At 73.1% G+C, this 24,013-nt stretch carries 22 protein-coding genes; 9 read left to right on the top strand and 13 right to left on the bottom strand.

All coding sequences use genetic code 11. The features are described 5' to 3' along the window. Nucleotides 1-68: 68 nt before the first annotated feature. From DEF28_RS11920 to DEF28_RS28045, 4 genes are all read left to right on the top strand, one after another. On the top strand, nt 69-1,679 hold the full coding sequence (locus DEF28_RS11920) for an NADH-quinone oxidoreductase subunit M (RefSeq protein ID WP_114397045.1): 1,611 nt from the start codon (nt 69-71) through the stop codon (nt 1,677-1,679). Then, nucleotides 1,676-3,340, top strand: a complete 1,665-nt coding sequence (nuoN, locus tag DEF28_RS11925; RefSeq protein ID WP_181874251.1) for an NADH-quinone oxidoreductase subunit NuoN — start codon at nt 1,676-1,678, stop codon at nt 3,338-3,340. Before DEF28_RS11920 ends, nuoN begins: the two co-directional genes overlap by 4 nt. A 138-nt stretch (nt 3,341-3,478) precedes the next feature. Then, the gene (locus tag DEF28_RS11930; RefSeq protein ID WP_114397046.1) at nt 3,479-4,483 is read left to right on the top strand and encodes a polyprenyl synthetase family protein; all 1,005 of its coding nucleotides are present in this window, start codon (nt 3,479-3,481) and stop codon (nt 4,481-4,483) included. Nucleotides 4,484-4,703: 220 nt separating this feature from the next. Then, nucleotides 4,704-5,531, top strand: a complete 828-nt coding sequence (locus DEF28_RS28045) for a PRC-barrel domain-containing protein (protein WP_199493237.1) — start codon at nt 4,704-4,706, stop codon at nt 5,529-5,531. Nucleotides 5,532-5,607: 76 nt separating this feature from the next. Here DEF28_RS28045 and rarD read toward each other — a convergent pair whose 3' ends face one another. Both rarD and DEF28_RS11950 read right to left on the bottom strand, forming a co-directional pair. Then, nucleotides 5,608-6,579, bottom strand: a complete 972-nt coding sequence (gene rarD, locus DEF28_RS11940) for an EamA family transporter RarD (protein WP_114397047.1) — start codon at nt 6,577-6,579, stop codon at nt 5,608-5,610. Nucleotides 6,580-7,167: 588 nt separating this feature from the next. Next, nucleotides 7,168-9,504, bottom strand: coding sequence for a heavy metal translocating P-type ATPase (locus tag DEF28_RS11950; protein WP_114397048.1), 2,337 nt, complete (start codon nt 9,502-9,504; stop codon nt 7,168-7,170). A 495-nt stretch (nt 9,505-9,999) separates the two neighbouring features. Here DEF28_RS11950 and msrA point away from each other — a divergent pair, with 495 nt between their 5' ends. Continuing rightward, nucleotides 10,000-10,692: a peptide-methionine (S)-S-oxide reductase MsrA gene (gene msrA, locus DEF28_RS11955; protein WP_114397049.1), complete on the top strand. Its 693-nt coding sequence runs from the start codon at nt 10,000-10,002 to the stop codon at nt 10,690-10,692. Between the two features lie 35 nt (nt 10,693-10,727). Here msrA and DEF28_RS27520 read toward each other — a convergent pair whose 3' ends face one another. Continuing rightward, nucleotides 10,728-10,865: a hypothetical protein gene (locus DEF28_RS27520; protein ID WP_158562801.1), complete on the bottom strand. Its 138-nt coding sequence runs from the start codon at nt 10,863-10,865 to the stop codon at nt 10,728-10,730. A 238-nt stretch (nt 10,866-11,103) separates the two neighbouring features. On the opposite strand from DEF28_RS27520, the gene DEF28_RS11965 reads away from it, so the two are divergent. The 3 genes from DEF28_RS11965 (at nt 11,104) to DEF28_RS11975 (ending at nt 13,467) form a co-directional block, all read left to right on the top strand. Next, entirely contained in the window at nt 11,104-11,679 is a 576-nt protein-coding gene (locus DEF28_RS11965; RefSeq protein ID WP_258861856.1) for an MmyB family transcriptional regulator, read from the top strand. Nucleotides 11,680-11,822: 143 nt separating this feature from the next. Beyond that, a complete protein-coding gene (locus DEF28_RS11970) occupies nt 11,823-12,371 on the top strand; it encodes a dihydrofolate reductase family protein (protein WP_114397050.1) in 549 nt (182 codons plus the stop codon). 49 nt (nt 12,372-12,420) lie between these two features. After that, nucleotides 12,421-13,467 carry a helix-turn-helix domain-containing protein gene (locus tag DEF28_RS11975; protein ID WP_114397051.1) on the top strand — a complete coding sequence of 349 codons (1,047 nt, stop codon included), beginning with the start codon at nt 12,421-12,423 and terminating at the stop codon, nt 13,465-13,467. A gap of 75 nt (nt 13,468-13,542) precedes the next feature. On the opposite strand, the gene DEF28_RS11980 is transcribed toward DEF28_RS11975, so the two are convergent. Beyond that, entirely contained in the window at nt 13,543-14,382 is an 840-nt protein-coding gene (locus DEF28_RS11980) for a hypothetical protein (RefSeq protein WP_114397052.1), read from the bottom strand. Between the two features lie 64 nt (nt 14,383-14,446). On the opposite strand from DEF28_RS11980, the gene DEF28_RS27525 reads away from it, so the two are divergent. Continuing rightward, the gene (locus DEF28_RS27525) at nt 14,447-14,608 is read left to right on the top strand and encodes a hypothetical protein (RefSeq protein WP_158562802.1); all 162 of its coding nucleotides are present in this window, start codon (nt 14,447-14,449) and stop codon (nt 14,606-14,608) included. Nucleotides 14,609-14,669: 61 nt separating this feature from the next. Here DEF28_RS27525 and DEF28_RS11985 read toward each other — a convergent pair whose 3' ends face one another. The 9 genes from DEF28_RS11985 to DEF28_RS12025 form a co-directional block, all read right to left on the bottom strand. Beyond that, on the bottom strand, nt 14,670-15,257 hold the full coding sequence (locus DEF28_RS11985; protein WP_114397053.1) for a hypothetical protein: 588 nt from the start codon (nt 15,255-15,257) through the stop codon (nt 14,670-14,672). Nucleotides 15,258-15,568: 311 nt separating this feature from the next. Further along, nucleotides 15,569-15,778 carry a hypothetical protein gene (locus tag DEF28_RS11990; protein WP_114397054.1) on the bottom strand — a complete coding sequence of 70 codons (210 nt, stop codon included), beginning with the start codon at nt 15,776-15,778 and terminating at the stop codon, nt 15,569-15,571. Between the two features lie 199 nt (nt 15,779-15,977). Then, the gene (locus DEF28_RS11995) at nt 15,978-16,187 is read right to left on the bottom strand and encodes a hypothetical protein (RefSeq protein ID WP_114397055.1); all 210 of its coding nucleotides are present in this window, start codon (nt 16,185-16,187) and stop codon (nt 15,978-15,980) included. Nucleotides 16,188-16,425: 238 nt separating this feature from the next. Then, nucleotides 16,426-16,950: a hypothetical protein gene (locus DEF28_RS12000; protein WP_114397056.1), complete on the bottom strand. Its 525-nt coding sequence runs from the start codon at nt 16,948-16,950 to the stop codon at nt 16,426-16,428. A gap of 143 nt (nt 16,951-17,093) precedes the next feature. Next, nucleotides 17,094-17,759 carry an SDR family oxidoreductase gene (locus DEF28_RS12005; protein WP_114397057.1) on the bottom strand — a complete coding sequence of 222 codons (666 nt, stop codon included), beginning with the start codon at nt 17,757-17,759 and terminating at the stop codon, nt 17,094-17,096. A 29-nt stretch (nt 17,760-17,788) separates the two neighbouring features. Beyond that, nucleotides 17,789-18,541: a phosphatase PAP2 family protein gene (locus DEF28_RS12010; RefSeq protein WP_147280082.1), complete on the bottom strand. Its 753-nt coding sequence runs from the start codon at nt 18,539-18,541 to the stop codon at nt 17,789-17,791. Between the two features lie 747 nt (nt 18,542-19,288). Continuing rightward, entirely contained in the window at nt 19,289-20,830 is a 1,542-nt protein-coding gene (locus DEF28_RS12015) for a fatty acyl-CoA synthetase (RefSeq protein ID WP_114397059.1), read from the bottom strand. A 183-nt stretch (nt 20,831-21,013) separates the two neighbouring features. Next, entirely contained in the window at nt 21,014-22,075 is a 1,062-nt protein-coding gene (locus DEF28_RS12020) for a 2-oxoacid:ferredoxin oxidoreductase subunit beta (RefSeq protein WP_114397060.1), read from the bottom strand. Then, nucleotides 22,065-23,918 (bottom strand): 2-oxoacid:acceptor oxidoreductase subunit alpha, encoded by a 1,854-nt coding sequence (locus DEF28_RS12025; protein ID WP_114397061.1) that lies wholly within the window; start codon nt 23,916-23,918, stop codon nt 22,065-22,067. Before DEF28_RS12025 ends, DEF28_RS12020 begins: the two co-directional genes overlap by 11 nt. Nucleotides 23,919-24,013 lie beyond the last annotated feature (95 nt).

Here is a 24,013-nt window from a genome sequence, read left to right on the forward strand (position 1 = left end):
CAGACCGCGGTCCCAGCGGCCTCTCCGGCCCGCGCGGTGAAGTCCCCATCCAGCACGTGAGGTCCTGAATGTCCATCCCCTGGCTGACACTCGCCATCGCGCTGCCGGCGCTGGGCGCGCTGGTGGTCGCGCTGCTGCCCCGCGAGCGGGCCGAGCTGGGCCGGCGGCTGACGCTGGGCGTCACGCTGGCCACGCTGCTGCTCGTCGTCGCGATGGCGTTCAACTTCGACCCCTCGGGTCCGCGGTTCCAGTTCGAGGAGGTCATCCCCTGGATCCCGCGGTTCGGCGTGTACTACGCGGTCGGCGTGGACGGCATCGCGCTGCTGCTGATCGTGCTCTCGGCGCTGCTGGTCCCGCTCGTCGTGCTGGCCGCCTGGCGGGAGCGCGACGACAACGGCGGCACACCGGGCGCCGCCGGCTCCGCCGACGCGGAGCGGGCCGGCTCGGGCAACGGCTACTTCGCGCTGATCCTGCTGCTCGAAGCCATGATGATCGGCGTCTTCGCCGCCATGGACGTCTTCCTGTTCTACGTCCTGTTCGAGGCGATGCTGATCCCGGTCTACTTCATGATCGGCCGCTACGGCCGGGGCGCCGAGCGGCGGCGCGCCGCCGTGAAGTTCCTGCTGTACAGCCTCTTCGGCGGGCTGCTCATGCTCGTCGCGGTCATCGGCGTCTACGCGCTGAGCGCCCGCTCCGGCGCCGGCACCTTCCTGTGGGCCGACCTGGTGGGCGCCGACGGCGCGCTCGCGGGCCTCGACCCCGCGACCGCGCGCTGGCTGTTCCTCGGGTTCTTCATCGCGTTCGCGATCAAGGCGCCCATGTGGCCGGTGCACACCTGGCTGCCCGGTGCGGCCGGCTCGTCGCGGCCCGGTACCGCGGTACTGCTCGTGGGCGTGCTGGACAAGGTCGGCACCTACGGCATGCTGCGCTACTGCCTGGAGCTGTTCCCCGAGGCCGCGCGGTGGTTCGTCTGGCCGGTCGTGGTGCTCAGCCTGGTCAGCATCGTCTACGGCGCGGTCCTGGCCATCGGGCAGAGCGACATGATGCGGCTGATCGCCTACACGTCGGTGTCGCACTTCGGGTTCATCACCCTGGGCATCTTCGCGATGACGACCCAGGGGCAGTCCGGCGCGGCGCTGTACATGATCAACCACGGGTTCTCCACCGGGGCGCTGTTCCTGGTGGCGGGCTTCCTGATCGCCCGGCACGGCACCGGGGCGATCGCCGACTACCAGGGCGTGCAGAAGGCGGCCCCCCTGCTCGCCGGGACCTTCCTGGTGGCCGGGCTCTCCAGCCTCGCGCTGCCCGGCCTGTCGCCGTTCGTCAGCGAGTTCCTGGTGTTCGTCGGGACGTTCGCCTTCCACCCGGTGCCGGCGGTCATCGCCAGCGTCGGCGTGGTGCTGGCGGCGCTCTACATCCTGTGGATGTACCAGCGCACCATGACCGGGCCGCTGCCGCCGGCGCTGTCCCGGCTGCGGGACCTGTCCGGACGCGAGCTGTGGGCGGTCGGCCCGCTGATCGCGGTCATCATCGCCTTCGGGGTCTACCCCAAGCCCATGCTGGACGTCATCAACCCGGCGGTCGAGCAGACCATGCAGCAGGTCGGGGTCTCCGACCCCGCTCCGGCGCTCGGACACGTCGACCAGGCCGCCAACGGCGGGGAAGGAGCGAGCGAGTGAACCCGCTGCCCCACACGGCGCTCGCCGCGCCGGTCATCACCACGCAGCCGCCGCAGATCGACTACGCGCTGCTCGCGCCGCTGCTGGTCGTCTTCGCGGCCGGCGTCATCGGAGTCCTCGTCGAGGCGTTCGTGCCCCGGCCGCGGCGCCGGGCGGTCCAGTTCACCCTGGCGGCACTCGCCCTGGTGGCGGCCTTCGTGCTCACCGTCGTGCGGGTGGCGCTGCTGCCCGCCGGCGGGGCCGGACTCACGGTCGCCTCGGCGAGCATCGCCGTGGACCGGCCGACGCTGTTCTTCCAGGGCACGATCCTGGTCATGGCCATCGCCAGCCTGCTGCTCATCGCCGAGCACCGCCACGGCGAGAGCGCGTTCGCGGCGCAGGCCGCCACGGTGCCCGGCAGCGAGGAGGAGCGCGCGCACGTACTGGCCGGCTCGCAGCACACCGAGGTCTACCCGCTGGTGCTCTTCGCGGTGCTGGGCATGCTGATGTTCCCGGCGTCCAACGACTTCCTCACCATGTTCATCGCGCTGGAGGTCATGAGCCTGCCGCTGTACCTGCTGTGCGGGCTGGCCCGCCGCCGCCGGCTGTTCTCGCAGGAGGCGGCGGTCAAGTACTTCCTGCTCGGCGCGTTCTCCTCGGCGTTCTTCCTGTTCGGCATCGCGATGGTCTACGGCTACGCCGGGTCGGTCAACTTCGCGGTCATCCACGACACGGTGGCCGCGGGCGGCGCCGGCGCCCTGCCCGGCGGCGGCCCGCTGCTGCTGCTCGGGATCGCCCTGGTCGGTGTCGGCCTGCTGTTCAAGGTCGGGGCCGTCCCGTTCCACAGCTGGAAGCCCGACGTCTACCAGGGGGCGCCCACCCCCATCACCGCACTCATGGCCTCGGGCACCCTGGTGGCGGCGTTCGGCGCGCTGCTGCGGGTGTTCTACGTCGCCTTCGGCGGCTCGGTCGCGGAGTGGCGGCCGATGATGTGGGTCGTGGCGGTGCTCACCATGGTGCTGGCCGCCGTGGTCGCCGTCACCCAGCGCGACATCAAGCGGCTGCTCGCCTACTCCTCCGTGGTGCACGCCGGGTTCGTCCTCACCGCGGTGGTGGCCGCCAGCGCCGAGGGGCTGGCCGGTGCCATGTTCTACCTGGCCGCGTACGGGTTCACCACGGTGGGCGCGTTCGCCGTGGTCACCCTGGTCCGGGTGCACGAGGGCGGCGCGGAGTCCGGCGACATCGCGTCGTGGGCGGGCCTGGGCCGCACCTCGCCGGTGCTCGCCGGGTCGCTCGCGCTCTTCCTGCTCGCCTTCGCCGGCATCCCGCTGACCAGCGGATTCATCGGGAAGTTCGCGGTGTTCGAGGCCGCCGTGTCGGCCGGCGCCACCCCGCTCGTGGTGGTGGGCGTGCTGAGCAGCGCGGTCACCGCGTTCTTCTACGTCCGGATCATCGTGCTGATGTTCTTCGCCGAGCCGGCGGAGGCGCGGCCTCGGGTGCTGCGGCCGGGGCGCCTCACCGGCGCCGTGATCGGGGTCGGCGTCGTGGCGACGCTGGTGCTCGGCGTCTTCCCCGGCCCGGTGCTCGACCGCCTGTCGCCCGCGCCGGGGGCGGGAACGGCCGAGGCGCAGAGCGTTCCGGGCGGGTTCGCGACCACCGCCGACCTGTTCGCGAACCGATGAGGTGGGGCGACCCGGAGAGTGGCTTTGGCTGATCAATCCGGGTCCGCTAACTTGGCTAGTCGGATTTGTTCATCCCGAGAGCGCGCGATATGCCCGGTGTGGGGATATCGCGCGCCCTGCTGACGTGTGGAGCTTCAGGTGAGCGGTGCTGTCCCGAGCGGTTTCCTCGCTCTGCCGAGTATCGACCAGGCCCTCGCCCGGGAGGTCCAGGCGGGACTGGATCGCGTCGAGAAGCTGCTGCGGGATACCGTCGACGCCAGCGACCCGCTGCTGGCGGACGCCGCCGGCCACCTGCTCTCCGCCGGCGGGAAGCGGTTCCGCGCGACCCTCGTCCTGCTCGCCGCGCGCTTCGGCGACCCCGCGAACCCGGACATCATCCCGGCCGCGGCGGTGGTCGAGCTCACGCACGTCGCCACCCTGTACCACGACGACGTCATGGACGAGGCCGAACTGCGGCGCGGCGAGCCCAGCGCCAACACGCGGTGGGGCAATTCCATCGCCATCCTGACCGGCGACTACGTCGTGGCGCGCGCCTCGGAGATGCTCGCCGACCTCGGCGCCGACGCGGTCCGGCTGCAGTCGCGCACCTTCGCCCGCCTGGTGCAGGGGCAGATCCTGGAGACGGCCGGACCGACCGCGGGCGCCGACCCGCTGGAGCACTACCTGCGGGTCATCGCCGACAAGACCGCCTCCCTGATCGCCACCTCGGCCCGGTTCGGCGCCATGTTCGGCGGCGCCGACGAGCGGGTCGTCGAGACCATCACCCGGGCCGGCGAGGCGCTCGGCATGGCCTTCCAGCTCTCCGACGACATCCTGGACGTCACCAGCGAGACCGCCGACTCCGGCAAGACCCCCGGCACCGACCTGCGCGAGGGCGTGCTCACGCTGCCGATGTTCTACGCGCTGCGCGGAACCGAGCCGGAGCACGCCCGGCTGCGCGAGCTGCTGGGGCGCCCGCTGGACGACGCCGAGGCTGAGGAGGCGCTGCTCCTGCTGCGGGCGCACCCGGCCATGGAGACCGCCCGCGGCGACCTGCGGGCGTGGGCGGACCGGGCGCGCGCCGAGCTCGCCACGCTGCCCGAGGGCGAGCCGCGGCACGCCTTCGAGGCGCTCTGCGACTACGTGGTGCGCCGGTCCGGCTGAGCACCACCCGCCCTCCGCTCCCGGCTCCCTGCCTTACGCGGGTGCCGCCCCCTCGGGGGAGGGTCATGCGCCGATCCAGATTCGGTACACGGCGGGTAAGGCCCGCATTCCGCCTGCCCGACCGGGTAGGCCGGAACTGGAACTGGGCAACGGGGTGCGTGCGGTCCGGGCTCGCGGCCCGCGCTCGGTGATGAACCGACATCGGGGGGAGTGATCCGCCGTGGCACCGCAGCTGGGAGCGCAGCGACTCATCGGTCACCGACTGCTGGACCGGCAGGGGAACAGCGTCGGGAAGATCGGCCAGGTCTACTTCGACGACCAGACGGACGCCCCGAAGTGGGTCACGGTGCGCTCGGGCTTCCTCGGGACCCGTGAGAACTTCGTGCCGCTGCAGGGCGCGCGGACCGTGCAGAACGACCTCCAGGTGCCGTTCGACAAGGACACCATCCGGCGCGCGCCGAGCTTCGACATCGACCAGCACATCTCGGTGGAGCAGGAGGACCGCGTCTACCAGCACTACGGTCTGCAGCCCGAGGTCCCGGGGCAGCGGTCGGCCGCCATGCGCGAGAGCTGGGGAGCGCCGGGCCCGGGACCGGTGCCGCCCGAGGCACTGCGCGAGCCCGAGGGGATGCCGGAGTCCGACGACGTCACCGACGTCGCGGCCCCGGCGGAGGCCGCGGGGGCCGAACCGCCGCCGACCGAGCCGGGGCCGGAGCGGTCGTCGCTGGCGCACGAGGCGATCCGCGAGAGCTTCGACGAGGAGGTCCCCGAGGGCTACATGGTGGCGGAGGAGTCCCCCGCGGAGGAGGGGCACGCGCGATTCACCGGGGGACCGGGCGGCGCGGAGGCGCCGCAGCCGCCGCGTCCGCGCGGTGAGATGCGCGACGCGGCGCCCCGGGGCAGCGCCTACCGCAAGCCGGGCCCGCGCGCGTACGGCCGCCGCGACCCGGGCGGGCACGGCTACGGCCACCCGGAGGCGGGCGAGGGCGGCGCGGCCGAGCGGCGCGGTCCCGACGACACGGGGTGGCCGCCGCCGTCGGGCGTCTGAGGGCACGGACAAGCCGGCGGGCCGGAGGGGATCCTCCGGCCCGCCGGCATGGGAGGCCGCAGCGGGCGCTCCGCCGCTAGGGCCGGTCGGCGGTGCAGGCCGCGGGGACGGGCGCCTCGGCGGCCGGCCCGGTTGCCGCGGCCGGTGCCGGGCGCTCCGCGCGGTCGCGGGAGCCCCGGCGGGCGGCGATCGCGAGGTCCGCCGCGAACACCATGAGGGCCACCCAGACGAACCCGAAGCCGACCCAGCGGCTCACCGGCATCTCCTCGCCGTACACCAGCCAGCCGATCAGGAACTGCAGGACCGGGGCGATGAACTGCAGCAGCCCGAGCACGCTCAGCGGAATGCGGAACGCGGCGGCCCCGAAGCACAGCAGCGGGACCGCGGTGACCAGCCCGGAGCCCACGAGGAGTACCGTGTGGGCGGCCGACACCTGGCCGAACGTCCCGCCGCCCGCGGCGTGCAGCAGCAGCGCGTAGCCGAGCGCGGGCAGGAACATCACCATCGTCTCGACGGTGAGGCTCTCCACCCCGTCGAGGCGGACGAACTTCTTCAGCACGCCGTAGCCGGCGAACGTCAGCGCCATCCCGAGCGCCATCCACGGCGGCGCGCCGTAGTCGAAGGTGAGCACGACCACCGCCACCGCCCCGAGCGCGACGGCGGCCCACTGGGCGCGCCGCAGCCGCTCCGAGAACACGAGGACGCCGAGCGTCACGCTGACCAGCGGGTTGATGAAGTAGCCGAGAGCGGCCTGGAGGGTATGGCCGCTGTTGACCGTGTAGATGAACAGGCCCCAGTTGGCGGTGATGACCAGGGCGGCCGCGGTGAGCAGCAGCAGCTGCCGGGGGCTGCGCAGCACGGCGGCGAACCAGCGCCAGTGCCGGCGCAGGGCCAGGATGCCCAGGACGGTGAGCAGCGACCACATCATGCGGTGCGCCAGGATCTCGACCGCCCCGGACGGGGCGAGGAGCGGCCAGTACAGGGGGAACAGGCCCCACATCAGGTAGGCGCCGGCACCGTAGAGCACGCCGCGGTTGGAATCAGCCACGACGTTTAGCATATGACACCTTTTGTAGAGTTAAAGTGTAGATTTTCTTAACGACGGCATTTAGCGGGGCCGAACCCGCCGTCCCGGGCCCGGCCGGACGGGGACCGCGCGCTGCCGTGTCCCGGTCCAGCGGGCCTCTGCCAGGACGGCGGTGGCAGGGACCGCGGCGCGGAAAGCGGAGCGGCCGCGCTCCCGGCGCGACGACCGTGAGGTTCGGCCAGTCCCTGGCTCCGGTCCGAGCCGAAGGGGCCGATGACCTCGCCGCCGTCAACCCGGACCCGGGCGAGTAGGCTCCACGCGTGCCGGAACGGGTCCGGCCCGTGCGGCCCCCCTTGTCTCGTCGTCGACCTTGCGCGAGCCGGAGGGGGAGCGCACGGTCCGGCTCCCCCGGGGCGCGGCCTTCACCGTCCCCCGGGGCACGGAGCACAAGCCGCACACCGCCACCGGCGCCGCATGTTCGAGCTCACGGGCACACCCCCGGTCGGTGACCGCCACGGCGAGATCCCCGACCACGTCGACGCCACCACCGGGCACACGCTCGAATCCTGACCGGCTCGCCTCGTCCCCACGGGACCGCCGGGGTGGGTCTCACGGCGCGAGGGAGAAGTAGGACTCCTCTTCCTGGCGGAAGTGCAGCCGGAGCACGGAGTGCAGTCCGTACAGGCAGGACCGCAGGTCGTCGAGTTGTTCCGGCACCAGCCCGCCGGCGCTGTCGGCCCATCGGAGATGGGCCCCGATCCGGTTGGCGAGCCGGTCGATCTCGGCGTGCGCGCGGCTCATGGTCGCGGTCGCCTCCGGTCCTCCCAGTGACGCGGCGAGCGCCGGGTACAGCTCGCGCTCCTCGGCGTGCTCGTGCGGCAACACCCGCTCGGTCAGCATCCGGTCGACGTTGCGCACCGCTGCCAGGGCACGCGGCCCGTGTTCCGCCGCCAACAGGCCGGCGGCATCACGGACCGCGTCGAGGTCGTCGGCGAGCCGCTCGTGCTCGGCGGCGAAGCGGTGGAGCAGATGCGTGGTATCGGCTTCCAGCGACGGACGGGCTCCGCGCCCGGGCAGCAGGGCGCGCAGCGCGTTGACGATCACCGCAACGTCGATCGCCTCCTGCACCAGCGCACCGGGGGCGGGAGGTAGCCAGCCCAGCAGCGCGGCCACCATGGCGAGCAGGGACAGCGCCATGCCCCCCGCGGCCGACTGCACGGCGATGCGGCGGGCGCGCACCGCGATCTCCATCGTGTCGGCGATCCGGTCCACCCGGTCGGTGGTGAGCACGACATCGGCGGCCTCGGAGGAGGCGGTGGAACCGCGTGCACCCATCGCGACGCCGACGTCGGCGGCGGCGAGGGCCGGCGCGTCGTTGATGCCGTCGCCCACCATCACGGTCACCGCCCGCCCGGATTCGGCGCGGACCGCCGCGACCTTGTCGGCGGGTGTCTGCTCGGCCCGCACGCCGTCCAGCCCGACCACCGCCGCTACCTCGCGCGCGGGTTCGGGGCGGTCGCCGGTGAGCATCAGCAGGCGCGACACGCCGGCCTCACGTAGCCGCCGCAGGGTGCGCGGCGCCTCGGGGCGGAGAGGATCCCGCAGCAGGATCGCGCCTGTCAGCGCCCCGTCGACGGTGAGCCAGACGATGGCGGCGTCGTCGAGAAGCGCGCGGTTCTCGGCCGAGCGGGCCCAGCCCGGCCGGGCGTCCGCGGGCACCGTCGTCCTGCCCACGGTGACGTACCGGCCGTCGAGGCGGCCGCGTACGCCGCTTCCGGGCTCCTCGACCACCCCATCCGCCGGGAGCGTCACCAGACCGCGGGCCCGCGCCTCGGTGACGATCGCCTCGGCGAGGACGTGGGCGGACATCTGGTCCAGGGACGCGGCCAGCGACAGCACCTCGGTCCCCGACCTGCCGGGCGCCGGGATGATGTGACGGACGCGCGGCCGCCCGACGGTGAGCGTTCCGGTCTTGTCCAGCAGCAGGGTGCGGGCGCGCCCCAGACGCTCCAACGCTCCACCGTCGCGTACGACGACGCCTTGGCGGGCCGCCCTCGACAGCCCGGACACCACCGCGACCGGGGCGGCCAGCAAGAGCGGGCACGGGGTCGCCACGACCAGCACCGCCACCGCCCGAATCGCGGAGCCGCCGACCAACCACGCGATCCCGGCCACCGCCAGGGACAGCGGCAGGAACCACGCGGCGTACCGCTCGGCGAGCCGGACCACCGGCGCGCGCTGGGCGCCGGCCTGTTCGGCGAGCCGCACGATGTGGGCGTAGGTGCTGTCGGCGGCGGTGGCGGTCGCCTCGATGTCGAAGGCGCCTCCGGCGTTGACCACACCGCTGCGCACGGGTTCGCCCACGCCCCGTTCGACCGGTGTGGGCTCCCCGGTGAGCGCCGACTCATCCAGCATCGCCGGTCCGGTGAGCACGCGGCCGTCCACCGCGACGACCTCGCCCGAGCCGGTCACGAGCACGTCCCCGACGCGGGCATCAGCGAGCGCGATGACATCCACCCGACCGCCCGTGCGGCGGCGGGCGAACCGGGGGGCGCGTTCCAGCAGAGCCCGAAGGTCGCGCGCGGCACGGCGGCCGGCCGCAGCCTCCAGGGTCCGGCCGCTAGCCAGCATCACAGCGATGAGGCAGCCCGCCACGTACTCGCCGACCGCCAAGGTCCCGGCCAAGGCCAGTACCGCGATCAGGTCGACACCGGCTCGTCTCCGGCGCAGCGCCGCCACGACCCACGCGAGCGCGGGAACGACGGCCACGAGGGTCCCCGCCGCCCAGCACACGTCGGCCACAACCCGCTGCCCGGAGAACCAGAACGCGGCGCCCCCCACCAGAGCGGCGACCGTCACCACCAGCAGCGCGGGTTCGAGCCGGCGTCGGAGGCGAGCGTGTGCGTCGGCGCTCCGAACCGGCACCGAGGTCGCGGTATCGGCCATGAGGGGCTCCTACCCCGATGTTCCCGCATGCCGCGGGGGCTACCGCCGTGCCTTCGCCGTCAAGAGTGGGCGGGGGCGGCCGCCCGTTGGCGCTCGTGCTGGTCGAACGGCCTTCGGCCGGGTGGCGCTCTCCACGGCCCTCCTCTGGGCGCTGGGGGAGTGACTGTCGGACCGGCGGTCCGCCGTCGCGCGACAGAGATGATGATGAGCTTCGCCGTACACCGCCCTCCTCCAGCGCCCCGGTGGCGCCTTGGCGACCTCGGCCAGCGAGTGCGCCCGGTCGACCACTGGCAGGTCTCGCCGTCCTCCACCAGGCGGGCGAGGTCCGCTCACAGCACGCCGCCGGGATGGCCGCGGAAGAACCGCACCCCGCCGCGACCTCGGCACACGCCGCCCAGCGACCGGATCGAGGTGGCCCCGGACCCCGTGCGGAGGACGGGGCTGCCCACCGCTCCCGCGCTGGGCCCGCGCACCCGGCGCGGATAGCCTGGAGCCATGTTCGGGTACACGAAGACGTCAATGGTCGAGCGGACCGAGGCGCTGCCCGGTCGCGACACCCCCGTACGGGTCCCGGCCCGCCACGAGGTGCTGGGCACGCCGCTCGCTCCGCCCTACCCCGCCGGCAGCGAGATCGCCGAGTTCGCCATGGGGTGCTTCTGGGGCGTCGAACGCACCTTCTGGCGCCTCGGCGCCGAGCGGGGCGTCATCACGACCGCGGTCGGCTACGCCGGCGGCTACACCCCCAACCCCTCCTACGAGGAGGTCTGCACCGGCCGCACCGGCCACACCGAGACGGTCCGCGTGGTCTTCGACCCGGCGCGGATCGGCTACGGCGACCTCCTCAAGGTCTTCTGGGAGGGCCACGACCCCACCCAGGGCATGCGCCAGGGCAACGACGTCGGCACGCAGTACCGGTCCGCGGTCTTCTACCACTCGGAGGCCCAGCGCGCGGCCGCCGAGGCGTCCCGTGACGCCTTCCAACCGGCCCTCACCCGCGCCGGCTACGGCCCCATCACCACGGAGATCACCCCGGCGGGTCCGTTCTACTTCGCCGAGGACTACCACCAGCAGTACCTCTCCGAGGCCAAGAACCCCAACGGCTACTGCGGGGTCGGCGGCACCGGTGTCAACGCAGGTGACCCTTCGGCCTCGTGCCCGACTGGGCTGACGACCTCTTCAGAGGAGTAGCCGGGACCGCTGAGGCCTCCGGGTGGCGGTGCGGCCTACCCGGAGGTCTCGTTCTTGTCCTGGGCCACGAAGGAACCCATGCCCGGGGTGGTGACGATGAGGCCGTCTTCGCGGAGCTCGGCGGTCACCTTGTGGAGGGCCACGCGGGCGACGCCGACCTCGCCTTCCATCACAAGGACATGCGAGGAAAGCCCCGGGGGAGTGAGCGGCGCGGTGTGACGACCGGGCGTGGTCAGTCGGGCTGGCCCATGGGCCGGATGGTCAGGGTGTTGAGGTCGACGCCCGCCGACTGGTCGAGGGCGAAGCAGACGGCCTCGGCGATGGGCTGAGGACGAGCGCACCTACCTGCTCGATCTGGCCAGGGCGGCTCGCCCCGCCCGCCGCACGTCCCACCGCCGCACGGACGTCAGGATCCCGCCGCCCGTCCAATGGATGGTGGACTCCATGACCATGGCCCCCGCCTTCGTCCGCAACAGCCATTTGGACATCGTCGCGAGCAACGCACTGTGCGGGGCCCTGTACTCACCGATGTTCGACAGCGACACCACCGGCGACCGGGGCTGCGCCAATTTCCCCCGTTACTTCTTCCTCGACCCCGGCTCCTCCGACTTCTTCGTCGACTGGGAGGAAGGCGCCAGGGCCACGGTCGCAGTGCTCCGCGCCGAGGCCGGACGTGCACCTCACGACCGGGTCCTGCGTGAGCTGGTCGGCGAACTGTCCATGCTCAGCCCCGACTTCCGCACCATGTGGGCCAGTCACGACGTCCGAATCCGTCACGAAGGCGTCAAGCGGCTGAACCATCCCGAGGTCGGCCGTCTGGAGATGACCTTCCGCTCCCTGGACCTGCCGCTGCCGCAACGGGCCGTCCACGACCTGGTCATCTACACGGCCGAGCCGGGCACCCCCTCGGAGGACCGCCTCAAACTCCTCGCCAGCTGGACAGCACCGCAGGCCTCACCCACGGAACCGATCCGCCCGCCCCGCTGACCCCGCGGAGGACGTCGTGATGACGTCCCATCGGGTGGTCCCCCTGACCTCGCTACCGGCTACACCCAACTCCTGCGGCTGAGCCGGCTGCCGGAGCCGGCGATGCACCGCTTGGTGTCACCCCCTGGCGGTACTCTCGCGAGATGCGACCCCTTCGATACTCAATCAACGTCACGTTGGACGGATGCTGCGACCATCGTGCGGTCTCCCCGGACGCGGACCTGCATCAACACCACATCGGGAACCTCCAGCAGGCCGATGCCCTCCTCTTCGGCCGGGTGACGTACGAGATGATGGAGGCGGCGTGGCGGCCGCCGGCCGGGACGGGAGCGAGGCCTGACTGGACGGCCCCCTTCGCCCAGACGATCCACGCGGCGAAGAAGTACGTCGTGTCGAGCACCCTGGAGCAGGTCGACTGGAACGCGGAACTCCTGCGCGGGGATCTGGCCGAGGCCGTCCAGCGGCTCAAGCGTGAGCCGGGCAGGGGGCTGTTCGTCGGAGGCGTGCGGCTCCCACTGACGTTGGCGGAGCTCGGGCTGATCGACGAGTACGAGTTCGTGGTGCATCCCAGGATCGTGGGCCACGGGCCGACGTTGTTCGCGGGGCTGTCGAAGTATGTCGACCTGGAGCCCGTGAGCCGGAAGGAGTTCGGCTCGGGGATCGTGGCGATGCGGTACCAGCCGAGAAGGTAGCCGGGTGCGGGGTTGAATCTCAAGCCGCTTGAGGTCCCATAGTGGCGCTATGCACGACAACGAGCTGTACCCGATCGGGGACGCGGCGCGCCGGAGCGGGCTGAGTGTCAGTGCCGTCCGGTTCTACGCCGACGCCGGGGTCATCGCGCCCCCGGTCCTGACCGAGGGCGGCCACCGGCTGTTCGACATCCGCGCCATCGCGCAACTGGAACTCGTCCGCACCCTCCGCGATCTGGGCGCCGGCCTGGACGACATCCGCCGGCTGCTCGGCGGTGAGACGACGCTGCACGATCTCGTCGTGGCGCATCTGGAGCTCGTCGAGCGCCAGGAGCGCGACCTCCGGGCCAGGCGGGCCGTGCTGCGGGCCCTGGCCCGGCAGGGCGGCACGGTCGCACAGGCGGCCCTGATGCACAGGCTCGTGTCGATGTCCGACGACGAGCGCGAGCGGCTCATCGACGAGTTCTGGAACGAGGTCAGCGACGGCCTCGACGTCAACCCCGACTTCGTCGGTCGGTTGCGGGAGGAGCGGCCGCGCCTTCCGGAGGACCCCTCCGCCGCCCAGCTCGACGCCTGGATCGAGTTGGCCCACCTGGTCCGGCACGCGGAGTTCCGCGGCGCCGTCCGCTGCTACCTCCAGGAGACGTACTCCGCGCCCCCGGGGCGGCTCATGTCCGCCACACCGGTGCAGGACTTCATCCACGGGCCGGGGACCAGGATCATGGAGGAGATCATGGCCGCGTACCGCTCCGGGCTGCCGGCGGACGCGCCACGGGCACAGGAGCTGGCTGTCCGCCTCGCGGACGCGGCCGCCGGGATCAACGGCCGGCAGGGCACCCCCGGGTTCCGCGAGCGGATGGCCGCCTACTTCCTCGCGGTCGAGGAGGTCCTTCGGGAGGAGCCCTCGGAGAAGTCAGACGCCGAGTCCAGGTTCGGCCTCACCCACGGCAGGTACCTGTCCCTCGTGGCCGCCATCAACGGGACGCCGCCCGCCGCGGAGCAGGAGGCCCTTCCCCTGGCATGGATGTCGGCGGCGCTGCGCGCCTCGGTCTCCGGGGACGCACCGGGCACAGCGGCGGGGAACCCGGAGGGCGGGTAGGACCTTCCGGCCCCGGGAGCACACCGGCGGACGCGGGCGGCCCCGGTCGGGGCCGACGTGTCGGACGCCCGGTGCTCACAGGCCCGGGCCGGAGCGGCGCCGGGTGCGGTGTCGGGAGGGATCGGATGCCGGCGGCCGCCGGGGCGGGAGGGGACCGCGGGAAGGCGTGCGGGACAGGCCCCGGGGCGTGTCTAGGGCACCTGCTCCGCGGCCCGGGGCGGTCAGCCCGAAATCGCCGCGCAGCCTTTCGATCTGGTCGAAGAAGTCCGGCGGAGCGGCCGTCCGGGCGGGCCCGTCGAAGTCGGCGCGGATGCTCTCGACCTTCGCGAAGAAGTCGGCTTCGGCCGACCGGGCCTCCTCGGCGGAGGGAGGGAGCCAGACGCGGATCCCCTCGTCGGCCAGGAAGGTGTGCAGCTCGAACGGGGCCGCCACCCGCTGGATCTGGTCCGGATCCAGTTCGCCGTGGCGCAGCAGTTGGCGGCGGAGCGCCCGGTTGGCGGCGCGCAGCCGCTCCGTGCCGAGCATGCGGGCCGCGTCGGCGGCCGCGCGTCCCCGGTCGATGACGTCCTCGGGGAACCGCCGCTGGAACGCGTCGAGGGCGGCGTGGTCGTGCCGCGGGTGGACCTCGCGGACGAGGGAGACGCGGCGCGGATGGCTCCGCTCACTCACCCCGTGCCTCGCCAGCAGGTCGATCTCGCCGACGTGGCCCGCCATCGCGCTGATCGCGTACACCTGGAGCTCGGCCTCAAGCGTGAACCCGGCGCCTCCGACCAGGTGGAAACCGGTTGCGGGATCCTGCCGGGTGCTGCCGTCGAGGCTCAGCCAGAGCCGGTCGGGAACGGCTCCGAAGCAGAGAGCCGTCGACATGTGGCTCACCTCGTGCTCGGCCCGCTGGTTGTTCCGAAGCTCACTCACAGGGTGCTCCACTCGTTCCGGGGCGGTCCCCTCGGGTGCCGGCCGGTCGCTCTAGGGTAGGCCCATGGATCCTGATGGAGACCGCCCGGAAGTGGCCGCACCGGACGCGTCCGCACCACCGGGGGCGAAGAAGCGGAAGCTGAGCGTCGAGTTCGCGACGCCCGTGGACGACGCCGCGGCTGCCGAGGTCCCGGACCGCGCCGATCCTCCTGCGGGCGCGGGCTGAGCGGCGGACGGACGGCGTGCGGCCCGGCGCGGGCCGTGCGGCCCGCGCGCGGTGCGGCCGGTCAGGTCGGGCCGTCGGAGGGGTTCGCGCGGTGCGGGTCCTCCTCCGGGCGGGTGCGGGCGTAGGCGCCGGCCATGCCGAGGGCGGGCAGCCAGCCGAAGGCCAGCGCCACGGCGCCGGTGCCGGTGGGCAGGACCGTCAGGTAGCCGGGGTCCGCGGTGTCGGCGCACCCGTCGTCGTCCAGGAAGGCGGGGTCGGGGCAGGTGCGGACCGCCGTGGCCGCCGCCACCGTACCCGGGTCCGTGCCCTCGGCCGCGTCGCCGGCCGGGCTGTCAGCGGCGACCGCGCCGAAATCCGGGTAGAGCTGGAACTCCACCCGCGCGACCGCGTCACCGACATGGCCCGCGAGCGCGGCGAGGGCGAGTGCGCCCCAGCCGAATACGAACATGGCCGCCGTGCCCCGGCGCGCGTGCAGGCCCCGGCACGCGACACTGATCAGCAGGGCGAAGCACAGCACGGAGACCAGCATTCCGATGATCTCCGCCGGGTCGAAACTGCCCCGCTGGGCCAGGTCGGAGTCGAGCAGCACGATGACGGCGGCCAGGAGCAGCCCGACGACGGTGATGATCTTGCGGCGTTGCGCGGTCATGGAGGGGCAGGCTAGCCAATCCGGCCGAGCGGCGCGACAGGGGCCACCGGAATGTGTCGGCGGTGGCGCGGTCGGCGTCCGGATCATCGGCTGGTGCGGCCGTGCGTCGTGGCCGGATTCCCGCACGGCGCGGTCCGGGGGCGTCCGCCCAGGACGGACGCCGGGTGGCGGCTCGCGCCGGTGCCGTGTGCGGGCACCCGCGGCCGCTCGGAGCGCGAGGGCGCTCTCGGGCCCCGGACATGCCGCAGGCCCCGGGGCATCGCGAACCCACGGGACCTGTCACATGTCGGAGGTGCCGATCTGTCCGGCCACTAGAAGGTGCCGAGGCCCTTCTCGGAGTGCACGTCCACGACGTTGCAGTGCGCGCCGTCCTGGCCGATGAGCGCGAGCACGTCCGCGCAGATCGGCACGGTGATGTTCTGGATGTTGGCGTTGTTGTCCGCCTGCGCGGGGCCGGCGAGGGCACCGAACGTCAGGGCGGACATGGCGATCAGGCCGGAGACCGTGGCGAAACGCTTCATCTCAATACCTTTCGAATCTCGGGGGCAGGGAGTGACCTGCATCTGTAACGTAGCGTAGTCGCTCGCGTTCGGGTAGTGATTACGGCGAAGATCCCGGTGTATTTTTCAACGGACCCATGCGCGTTTCCCTGCGACTCGGACAAACCGGTGATCGTGGGACCGCGGTCGGTGGCCGGCGCGGTCGGGGGTCGGGTGTCGGCTAGAAGTGCCCGACGCCGGTCTCGGTGTTGTAGTGCAGGACGGTGCAGCCGTCCTCGTCGAGGCCGGTGATCTCCAGCAGGTCGATGCAGATCGGGATGGTGATGTTCTGCACCTTGGCGTTGTTGTCGGCGTGCGCGGGGGCGGCGAGGGTGCCGAGGGCGAGTGCCGACATGGCGAACACGCCGGAGAGTGCGGCGATGCGCTTCATCGTCGTACCTTTCGAAGTCGCGGATGCTGGTGGCGTCGGCCGGGCGACCGGCTTGACCTCAGTAACGTAACGTAGTCGTCCGTGTCCTGTGTGTAGTTTTGACGAAGAGTGCGCGGGCGTTTCGGTAGTCCGAAAGCTGCCCGGTGGCGCGCGGCCGGCACCGGAGACGCGAACGGCCCCCGCGGAGGTTCCGCGGGGGCCGCCGGGCGCGCCGGGCGCCGTCAGCAGGGTGCCAGTGTCACCACTGCTGCTGGCCGTAGCCCGGGTACTGCTGGCCGTATCCCGGGTACTGCTGCTGTTGCTGCGGGTACCCCGGCTGCTGCTGGCCGTAGCCCGGGTACTGCTGCTGTTGCTGGTAGCCCTGCTGGCCGTACTGGTAGCCGGCGTAGGGGTCCTGCGGCTGCTGTGCCCCCGTGGGGTACTGCTGGTAGGCCTGCTGCTGGCCCGACTGGTCCTGCGGCTGCTGCTGGGGCTCCTCCTTGGCCGCCTTCTCGGGCTCCGAGGACGCCTCCGGATCCGGGCGGAAGACGAAGAGCTGCGCGGGCTCCCCGTTGCTGCCCTGGCTGTAGGAGGTCTGCTCAAGGCGCCACCCCGCCTCCTCGATGCCTTCGAGGATGCGGGTCAGGCCCGGCCGGACACTGCTCGAAGCGTCGTCGTAGGTGTTGACGCGCAGCTGCACGACGAACATCTTGCGCTTCTGCTGTGCGGCGACCTTGGCGTGCTCGACGACGGTGCTGTCCCTCACGACCTGCGTGACGCTCATCTGTCAACCGTACCCATCTGCCCTTGCGGAGCTGTCGTGCCCGGTGAGCGGTTCCGTCCTCCAGCGGTGCGCGGACGCGTCACGCCGGGCCATCGCCACCATGATGCCCCCTATGACCCTGTTCGGCCACTGGGCGGTTCCGGTCACTCCGCGCAGGCCGCGGCGACCGCCTCGGCGATCGGGGTGTCACCGCCCACCAGTTCCAGCACCCGGCCGGTGCTGGCGGGCGAGTCCAGCAGTGCGACCAGGACGGCCGCCACGTCGTCCCGGCTGACCGCGCCGCGCGGCACCTCGGGGGCCAGGCGGACGCTGCCGGTGCCGGGGTCGTCAGTGAGGCGCCCCGGGCGCAGGATCGTCCAGTCCAGCTCCAGCGAGCGGTCCCGCAGGTCGTCGTCGGCGGCCTTCTTGGCCCGCACGTAAGCCGCCCACACCGGCTCCGCGTCCGGGCCCGGCCCGGCGTCCACCCCGATCGCCGACACCATGAGGTAACGGCGCACCCCGGCCAGGGACGCGGCATCGGCCAGCAGCTTCGCCGCGGCGCGGTCCACGGTGTCCTTGCGGAGCTCCCCGCTGCCCGGGCCGGCACCGGCCGCGAAGACCACGGCGTCGGCGCCCATCACCTTCTCGGTGAGTTCGGTGACCGTGGCCGCCTCCAGGTCGATGACGGCCGGTTCGGCACCCGCGGCCCGCACGTCGTCGATGTGGTCGGGATTTCGGATGAGGGCGACGGGGCTGTCCCCGCGGGCGGCCAGCAGCCGCTCCAGCCGCAACGCGATCTTTCCGTGCCCTCCGGCGATGACGATACGCATGGCGTCAGGCTACGCGCCGGCGCACGTGGTCAGCGCCGCCGTGCCGGGCGGTCCCACCTGCGGGCGATCGGCGGGAGGTAGGTCCACAGCAGCATGGTGGCGGCCAGCGCGAAGACGCCCAGGCTCAGTCCGGCGACGATGTCGGTGACGTAGTGGACGCCGAGCATCGGCCGGCTCAGCGCGGTGCTCATCGCGGCGCCGACCGCCAGCGTCCAGCCCACGTGCCGCCACGCGCCGCGCAGCAGCGGAAGCGCCGCGAACAGCAGGATGCCCATGCCGGTGGCCGCCATGAGGGCGTGCCCCGACGGGAACGACGGCCCCACGCCTTCGGTGATGGGGTCGGCGAACTCCGGCCGCGCTCGGTCCACCGTGAGCTTGACGATGAGGCCGAACAGGTTGGCCAGGAAGACCGCCGCGCCGGCCCAGACCGCGGTGCTGAACTGCCGGCGCAGCAGCAGCCAGCCGGCGGTCAGCAGCGAGACGATCCGCATCGACCAGGTCCCGAAGACCTCGGTCCAGATCTCCAGACCGTGCGCCAGCGCCGGATCCGGGTGCACCCGCTCGTAGAGGGTGTCGGCCACGGCGGCGTCGAACGCCATCAGGGGCGGCCACTGCGCGCTGACCAGCGCGCACAGCACGACGAAGGGCAGCGCGGCCGCCCCCATCACCGCCAGGAGACCGGTGCGGTTCGCCGGGAGGAGCCCGTTCGCGGGCGGCTCGGGCTCGCGGCGCCGGGAGCGCGTTCTTACGGGCGTGTCGGGGGAGGGGGAATAGGTCGTCACAAATGCAGAAGGTTACCGGCGGTGGACGGACTGATGTCCCGACAATTGCGGCATTCTGGCCATTCGGTGAACAAGTGGGAGACAGATCGCCTGTTCCCGCCCGCATCGGGCGGGCGAGCGCCACTCGGACGGGTGCGGCGCCGCGGCCGCGCGGTCCCGCGGAAAGGCCCCGGCGCGGACATACCGGAGCGGGCTTCGCGAGTTCGCCGCCCCCTCGGCCGCGGAGCCGGGGGCGGTCCGTGCGGTGAGCACGCCCGTTGGGCGGTACCGGGCCAGGCCGGCTCCGCGCCCGGCCCGGCCCGGCCCGGGCCAGCCGCAGTCCCCGGCGGGTGCCCGCGGAGGACTTCGGTACGGCGGAGCCGCGCCGCGGCGTCATGGGCGGGACGCGCCTCCCGCGTGCCCGGAGGGAGGCGCCGCCGACCGACGGCGTGGCTCCGGCACCGCGCGGCGGACCCGTCCCAGTCCCGGCGGCCACGGTACCGCGCACCTTGAGCAACTCCGTCCCGGAGCCGGGAGGACGCCCGGAGCGCCGCACCGCTCCGGTCGCGGCGCCGCCCGCGGGGGCCCGGCTCCGCCCTCGTCGGCGGGCCAGCCCGGCCGAGGCTCCGCTGCGAACGCCTGCTGGGCGCCCCCGGGCGGACCAGCCGAGTGACCTCCCGGAGCGCCGCTCCAGGAGCGCGATCCGGCGGGCGCGGACCGGTGGGCGCGGACCGGGGCATGTCGGCCCGCCCCCGTCCGCCCCGCCGCCTACCGGAACGCGGTCAGCTCCTCGCGCAGCACCCGCTTCAGCAGCTTGCCGCTCGCGTTGCGCGGCAGCTGCTCCACGACGTGCACCCGCTTGGGCGCCTTGAACCCGGCCAGTCTCTCCCGGGCGAACGCGATCAGCTCGGCCTCGGTGGCCGGCCCCTTCAGCGCCACCACCGCCGTGACCGCCTCTCCCCAGGTGGGGTGGGGCATCGCCACCACCGCCGCCTCGGCCACCGCCGGGTGCAGGTAGAGGACGTCCTCGACCTCGCGGGACGCGACCAACACGCCGCCGGTGTTGATGACATCCTTCAGCCGGTCCACGATGGTGAGGTAGCCCTCGGCGTCGCGGCGGGCGAGGTCGCCGGAGTGGAACCACCCGCCGCGGAACGCGGCGGCCGTCTCCTCCGGCTCGTCCCAGTAGCCGTCGCACAGCTGCGGCGACCGGTACACGACCTCGCCGGGCTCGCCCGGCGCGACGTCGGCGCCGTCCTGGTCGACCAGCCGCGCCTCGACGAACAGCACCGGCCGGCCGCACGAGTCCATGCGCCCGGGCACGTGCTCCTCCGGACGCAGCACGGTGGCCAGCGGGCCGATCTCGCTCTGTCCGAAGCAGTTGTAGAAGCCCGCCCGCGGGCAGCGGCGCCTGATCCGCCGCAGGACCGGCACCGGCATGATGGCCGCGCCGTAGTAGGCCTTGCGCAGCCCGGACAGGTCGCGGGTCGCGAAGTCCGGATGGTCGGCCATGCCCAGCCAGACCGTGGGAGCGGCGAAGAACGAGGTGGCGCCGCCCTCGATCCGGCGCAGCAGGCCGCCCGGCTCCGGCGCCTCCACGATCTCGTTCTCCGCTCCGACCGCCAGCCCCGGGAGCAGGAAGACGTGCATCTGCGCCGAGTGGTGCAGCGGCAGCGCGTGCAGCATGCGGTCGCCGGCGGTGATATCGAGGGCGTGCACGCAGCTGGCGTACTCGTGCACCAGTGCGCGGTGGCTCATCATGGCCCCCTTGGGCCGGGAGGTGGTGCCCGAGGTGTAGAGCAGCTGGACGAGGTCGGTATCGGCCGCCCCCGGCGCCGCTCCCGCGGGCGCCCGCGGATCGCGCGCGACCTCCAGCACGGACTCCGGCGCACCGCGCAGCGCCAGGACCTCGCGGGCGGGGATCCGCGAGCGGATCTCCTCGACCCGGCCGGCCAGCCGGGGATCGGCGAGGACCACCGTGCTGCCGGACCGCGCGAGGAGGTAGGCCAGTTCCGCCCCGGTCAGCCGGTGGTCCACCGGCACGTGCACCAGCCCGGCGCGGGCGCAGCCGAGGAAGGCGAGCAGGTAGGCGTCGGAGTTGCGGCCGTAGGCCGCGACCCGGTCGCCCCGCTCCAGGCCGAGCCCCAGCAGCCAGGCAGCCGTGCGGCTGACCGCGGCGTCGAGCTCGGCGTAGCGCCATTCGCGGTCGCCGAAGCGCAGCGCCACCCGGTCCGGCACGCGCGCGGCGGTGCGGCGCAGCACCCCGTCCACCGTGCTCGCGGTCGTCCCCGCATCGGCCCCGCCACCCATCCGCGCCTCCCGGTCGAGCGTGGGTCACTCGGTGCTGTGACCTGTCGCATACCCAAACCTAGGCGCGCGGAGCGCCGCGTTCCAGAGCGGACGCGGAGCCTGTGGACGGCCGCGCGCGGGCGCGGCCGCCACCGCGCCCGCGCCGCGGGGACGGCGCCGGCCGGCCCCCGCGGGCCGTCCGGGTCAGCCGACCGTCCAGGTGTCCCCGCCCGCCAGCAGCGCGGCGAGGTCACCGCGGCCCTCAGCGGCGGCGGCCTCGGCCAGCTGGGCGTTCATCAGCTCGTCGTAGGCGGGCCGCTCGACGTCGCGGAACACCCCGATGGGGACGTGCTCGAACGCCGGCTGGTCCAGGCGGGACAGCGCGAACGCGTAGCCCGGATCCGGCCGGTGCGCGTCGTGGCGGAGCACCCGCTCCTCACCGACCTCCGCGACGTCGGCCACGACCAGCTCGCCGTACTCGCCCAGCACCACGCCGCGGTCCGGACCGGCGCGCAGCGGTTCGCCGTGCTCCAGGCGGAGCAGCCGCAGGTCCCGCTGCCCCGGATCCTTCAGCGGCGCGAAGGCGTCGTCGTTGAAGATCGGGCAGTTCTGGTAGATCTCCACGAACGCCGCCCCCGGGTGGTCGGCCGCCGCCCGCAGCACGCCGGTCAGGTGCCGGCGGTCGGAGTCGATCGTGCGCGCCACGAACCCCGCCTCGGCGCCCAGCGCCAGCGAGACCGGGTTGAACGGGGCATCCACCGTGCCCATGGGCGAGGACTTGGTGACCTTGCCGCGCTCCGAGGTGGGCGAGTACTGGCCCTTGGTCAGCCCGTAGATGCGGTTGTTGAACAGCAGCACGTTGATGTTGACGTTGCGGCGCAGCGCGTGCATCAGGTGGTTGCCGCCGATGGACAGGCCGTCGCCGTCACCCGTGATGACCCACACCGACAGGTCCGGCCGGCTGGCGGCCAACCCGGTGGCGATCGCCGGCGCGCGCCCGTGGATCGAGTGCATGCCGTAGGTGTCCAGGTAGTACGGGAACCGCGAGGAGCACCCGATGCCGGAGATGATGACGATGTTCTCGCGCGGGACCCCCAGTTCCGGCAGGAAGCTCTGGAACGCCGCAAGGATCGCGTAGTCGCCGCAGCCCGGGCACCATCGGACCTCCTGGTCGGACTTGGCCTGCTTCGCGGTGAACGCGGTCTCGGCGCGCGGCACCAGGCGCAGCCCGCGGAAGCCGGGGCGGGATCCGTTCTCATTCGGCACGGTCGATGACCTCCTGGAGTACGGCCGCCAGCTCTTCGGCCTTGAACGGAAGGCCGCGGACCTTGGTGTAGCTGATGACGTCGACCAGGAACCTGCCGCGCAGCAGCAGGGCGAGCTGGCCGAGGTTGATCTCGGGCACCAGCACCCGGTCGTAGCGGCGCAGCACCTCGCCGAGGTTCTCCGGGAACGGCGCGAGGTGCCGCAGGTGCGCCTGGGCGACCCGGCCCCCGGCCCGGCGGACCCGGCGGACGGCCGCGCCGATCGAGCCGTATGTGCCGCCCCAGCCGAGGACGAGCACCTCGGCGTCGCCGCCGGGGTCGTCGACCTCCAGCGGCGGGATGCCGCGCGCGATCCCGTCCACCTTCGCCTGGCGGGACCGCACCATGAGGTCGTGGTTGGCCGGGCTGTAGGAGATGTCGCCGGTGCCGTCGCTCTTCTCGATCCCCCCGATGCGGTGCTCCAGCCCGGCCGTGCCCGGCACCGCCCACGGCCGGGCCAGGGTCTCGGGATCGCGCAGGTAGGGCAGGAAGGCGCCGTCGGGGCCGTTGGGCTCCGCGGCGTGCCGCACCGCGAGGTCCGGCAGCGCGGACACGTCGGGGATGCGCCACGGCTCGGAGCCGTTGGCGAGGTAGCCGTCGGAGAGCACGATCACCGGGGTGCGGTAGGTCGTGGCGATCCGCGCCGCCTCGATCGCGATGTCGAAGCAGTCCGCCGGGGAGCGCGGGGCGAGCACCGGTACCGGCGACTCGCCGTTGCGGCCGTACAGCGCCATGAGCAGGTCGGCCTGCTCGGTCTTGGTCGGCAGTCCGGTGGAGGGGCCGCCGCGCTGCACGTCGATCACGATCAGCGGCAGCTCCGTCATGACCGCCAGCCCGATCGTCTCGGCCTTGAGCACCATGCCGGGACCGGACGTCGTGGTCACCCCCAGCGCGCCGCCGAACGCGGCGCCCAGGGCGGCGCCGACTCCGGCGATCTCGTCCTCGGCCTGGAACGTGCGCACGCCGAACCGCTTGTGCCGGGAGAGCTCGTGCAGGATGTCGGAGGCCGGGGTGATGGGGTAGGAGCCGAGGAACAGCGGCAGGCCGGTGAGCTCGGCGGCGGCGATCAGCCCGTAGGCGACGGCGAGGTTGCCGGTGATGTTGCGGTAGGTGCCGGGCGGGAGCGCGGCCGGCCGCACCTCGTAGGAGACCGCGAAGTCCTCCGTGGTCTCCCCGAAGTTCCACCCCGCCTGGAACGCCGCCCGGTTGGCCGCCATGATCTCGGGCCGCCCGGCGAACTTGGCCTTGAGGAAGCCGAGGGTGCCCTCGGTCGGCCGGTTGTACATCCAGGACAGCAGCCCGAGCGCGAACATGTTCTTCGCGCGCTCGGCGTCCTTCTTCGAGACGTCGAAACCGGCCAGCGCGCGGACCGTCATGGAGGTCAGCGGCACCGCGCTGACCTTGTACGCGGCCAGCGAGCCGTCCTCCAGCGGGTTCGAGGCGTAGCCGACCTTCGCCAGGTTGCGCCGGGTGAACTCGTCGGTGTTGGCGATGACGGTGGCGCCGGGCGGCAGGTCCCCGACGTTGGCCCGCAGCGCCGCGGGGTTCATGGCCACGAGGACGTCCGGCGCGTCGCCGGGGGTCATGATGTCGTGGTCGGCGAAGTGCAGCTGGAAGCTGGAGACGCCTGGCAGCGTGCCGGCCGGCGCCCGGATCTCGGCGGGGAAGTTCGGCAGCGTCGACAGGTCGTTGCCGAAGGAGGCCGTCTCCTGGGTGAACCTGTCGCCGGTCAGCTGCATACCGTCGCCGGAGTCGCCGGCGAACCGGATGATGACGCGATCGAGTCGCTGGACCTCTTTGGTCACTGGGAACGCCAACCTCCTCGGTGGGCCGCCCGACGCGGGACGGCGGCCCGGGGTCGCAGTGGTCTCGCCACGAAGGGGGCCCGGCGGGGCCGGAG

Source organism: Marinitenerispora sediminis (genome assembly GCF_003336425.1).
Lineage (GTDB): Bacteria > Actinomycetota > Actinomycetes > Streptosporangiales > Streptosporangiaceae > Marinitenerispora > Marinitenerispora sediminis.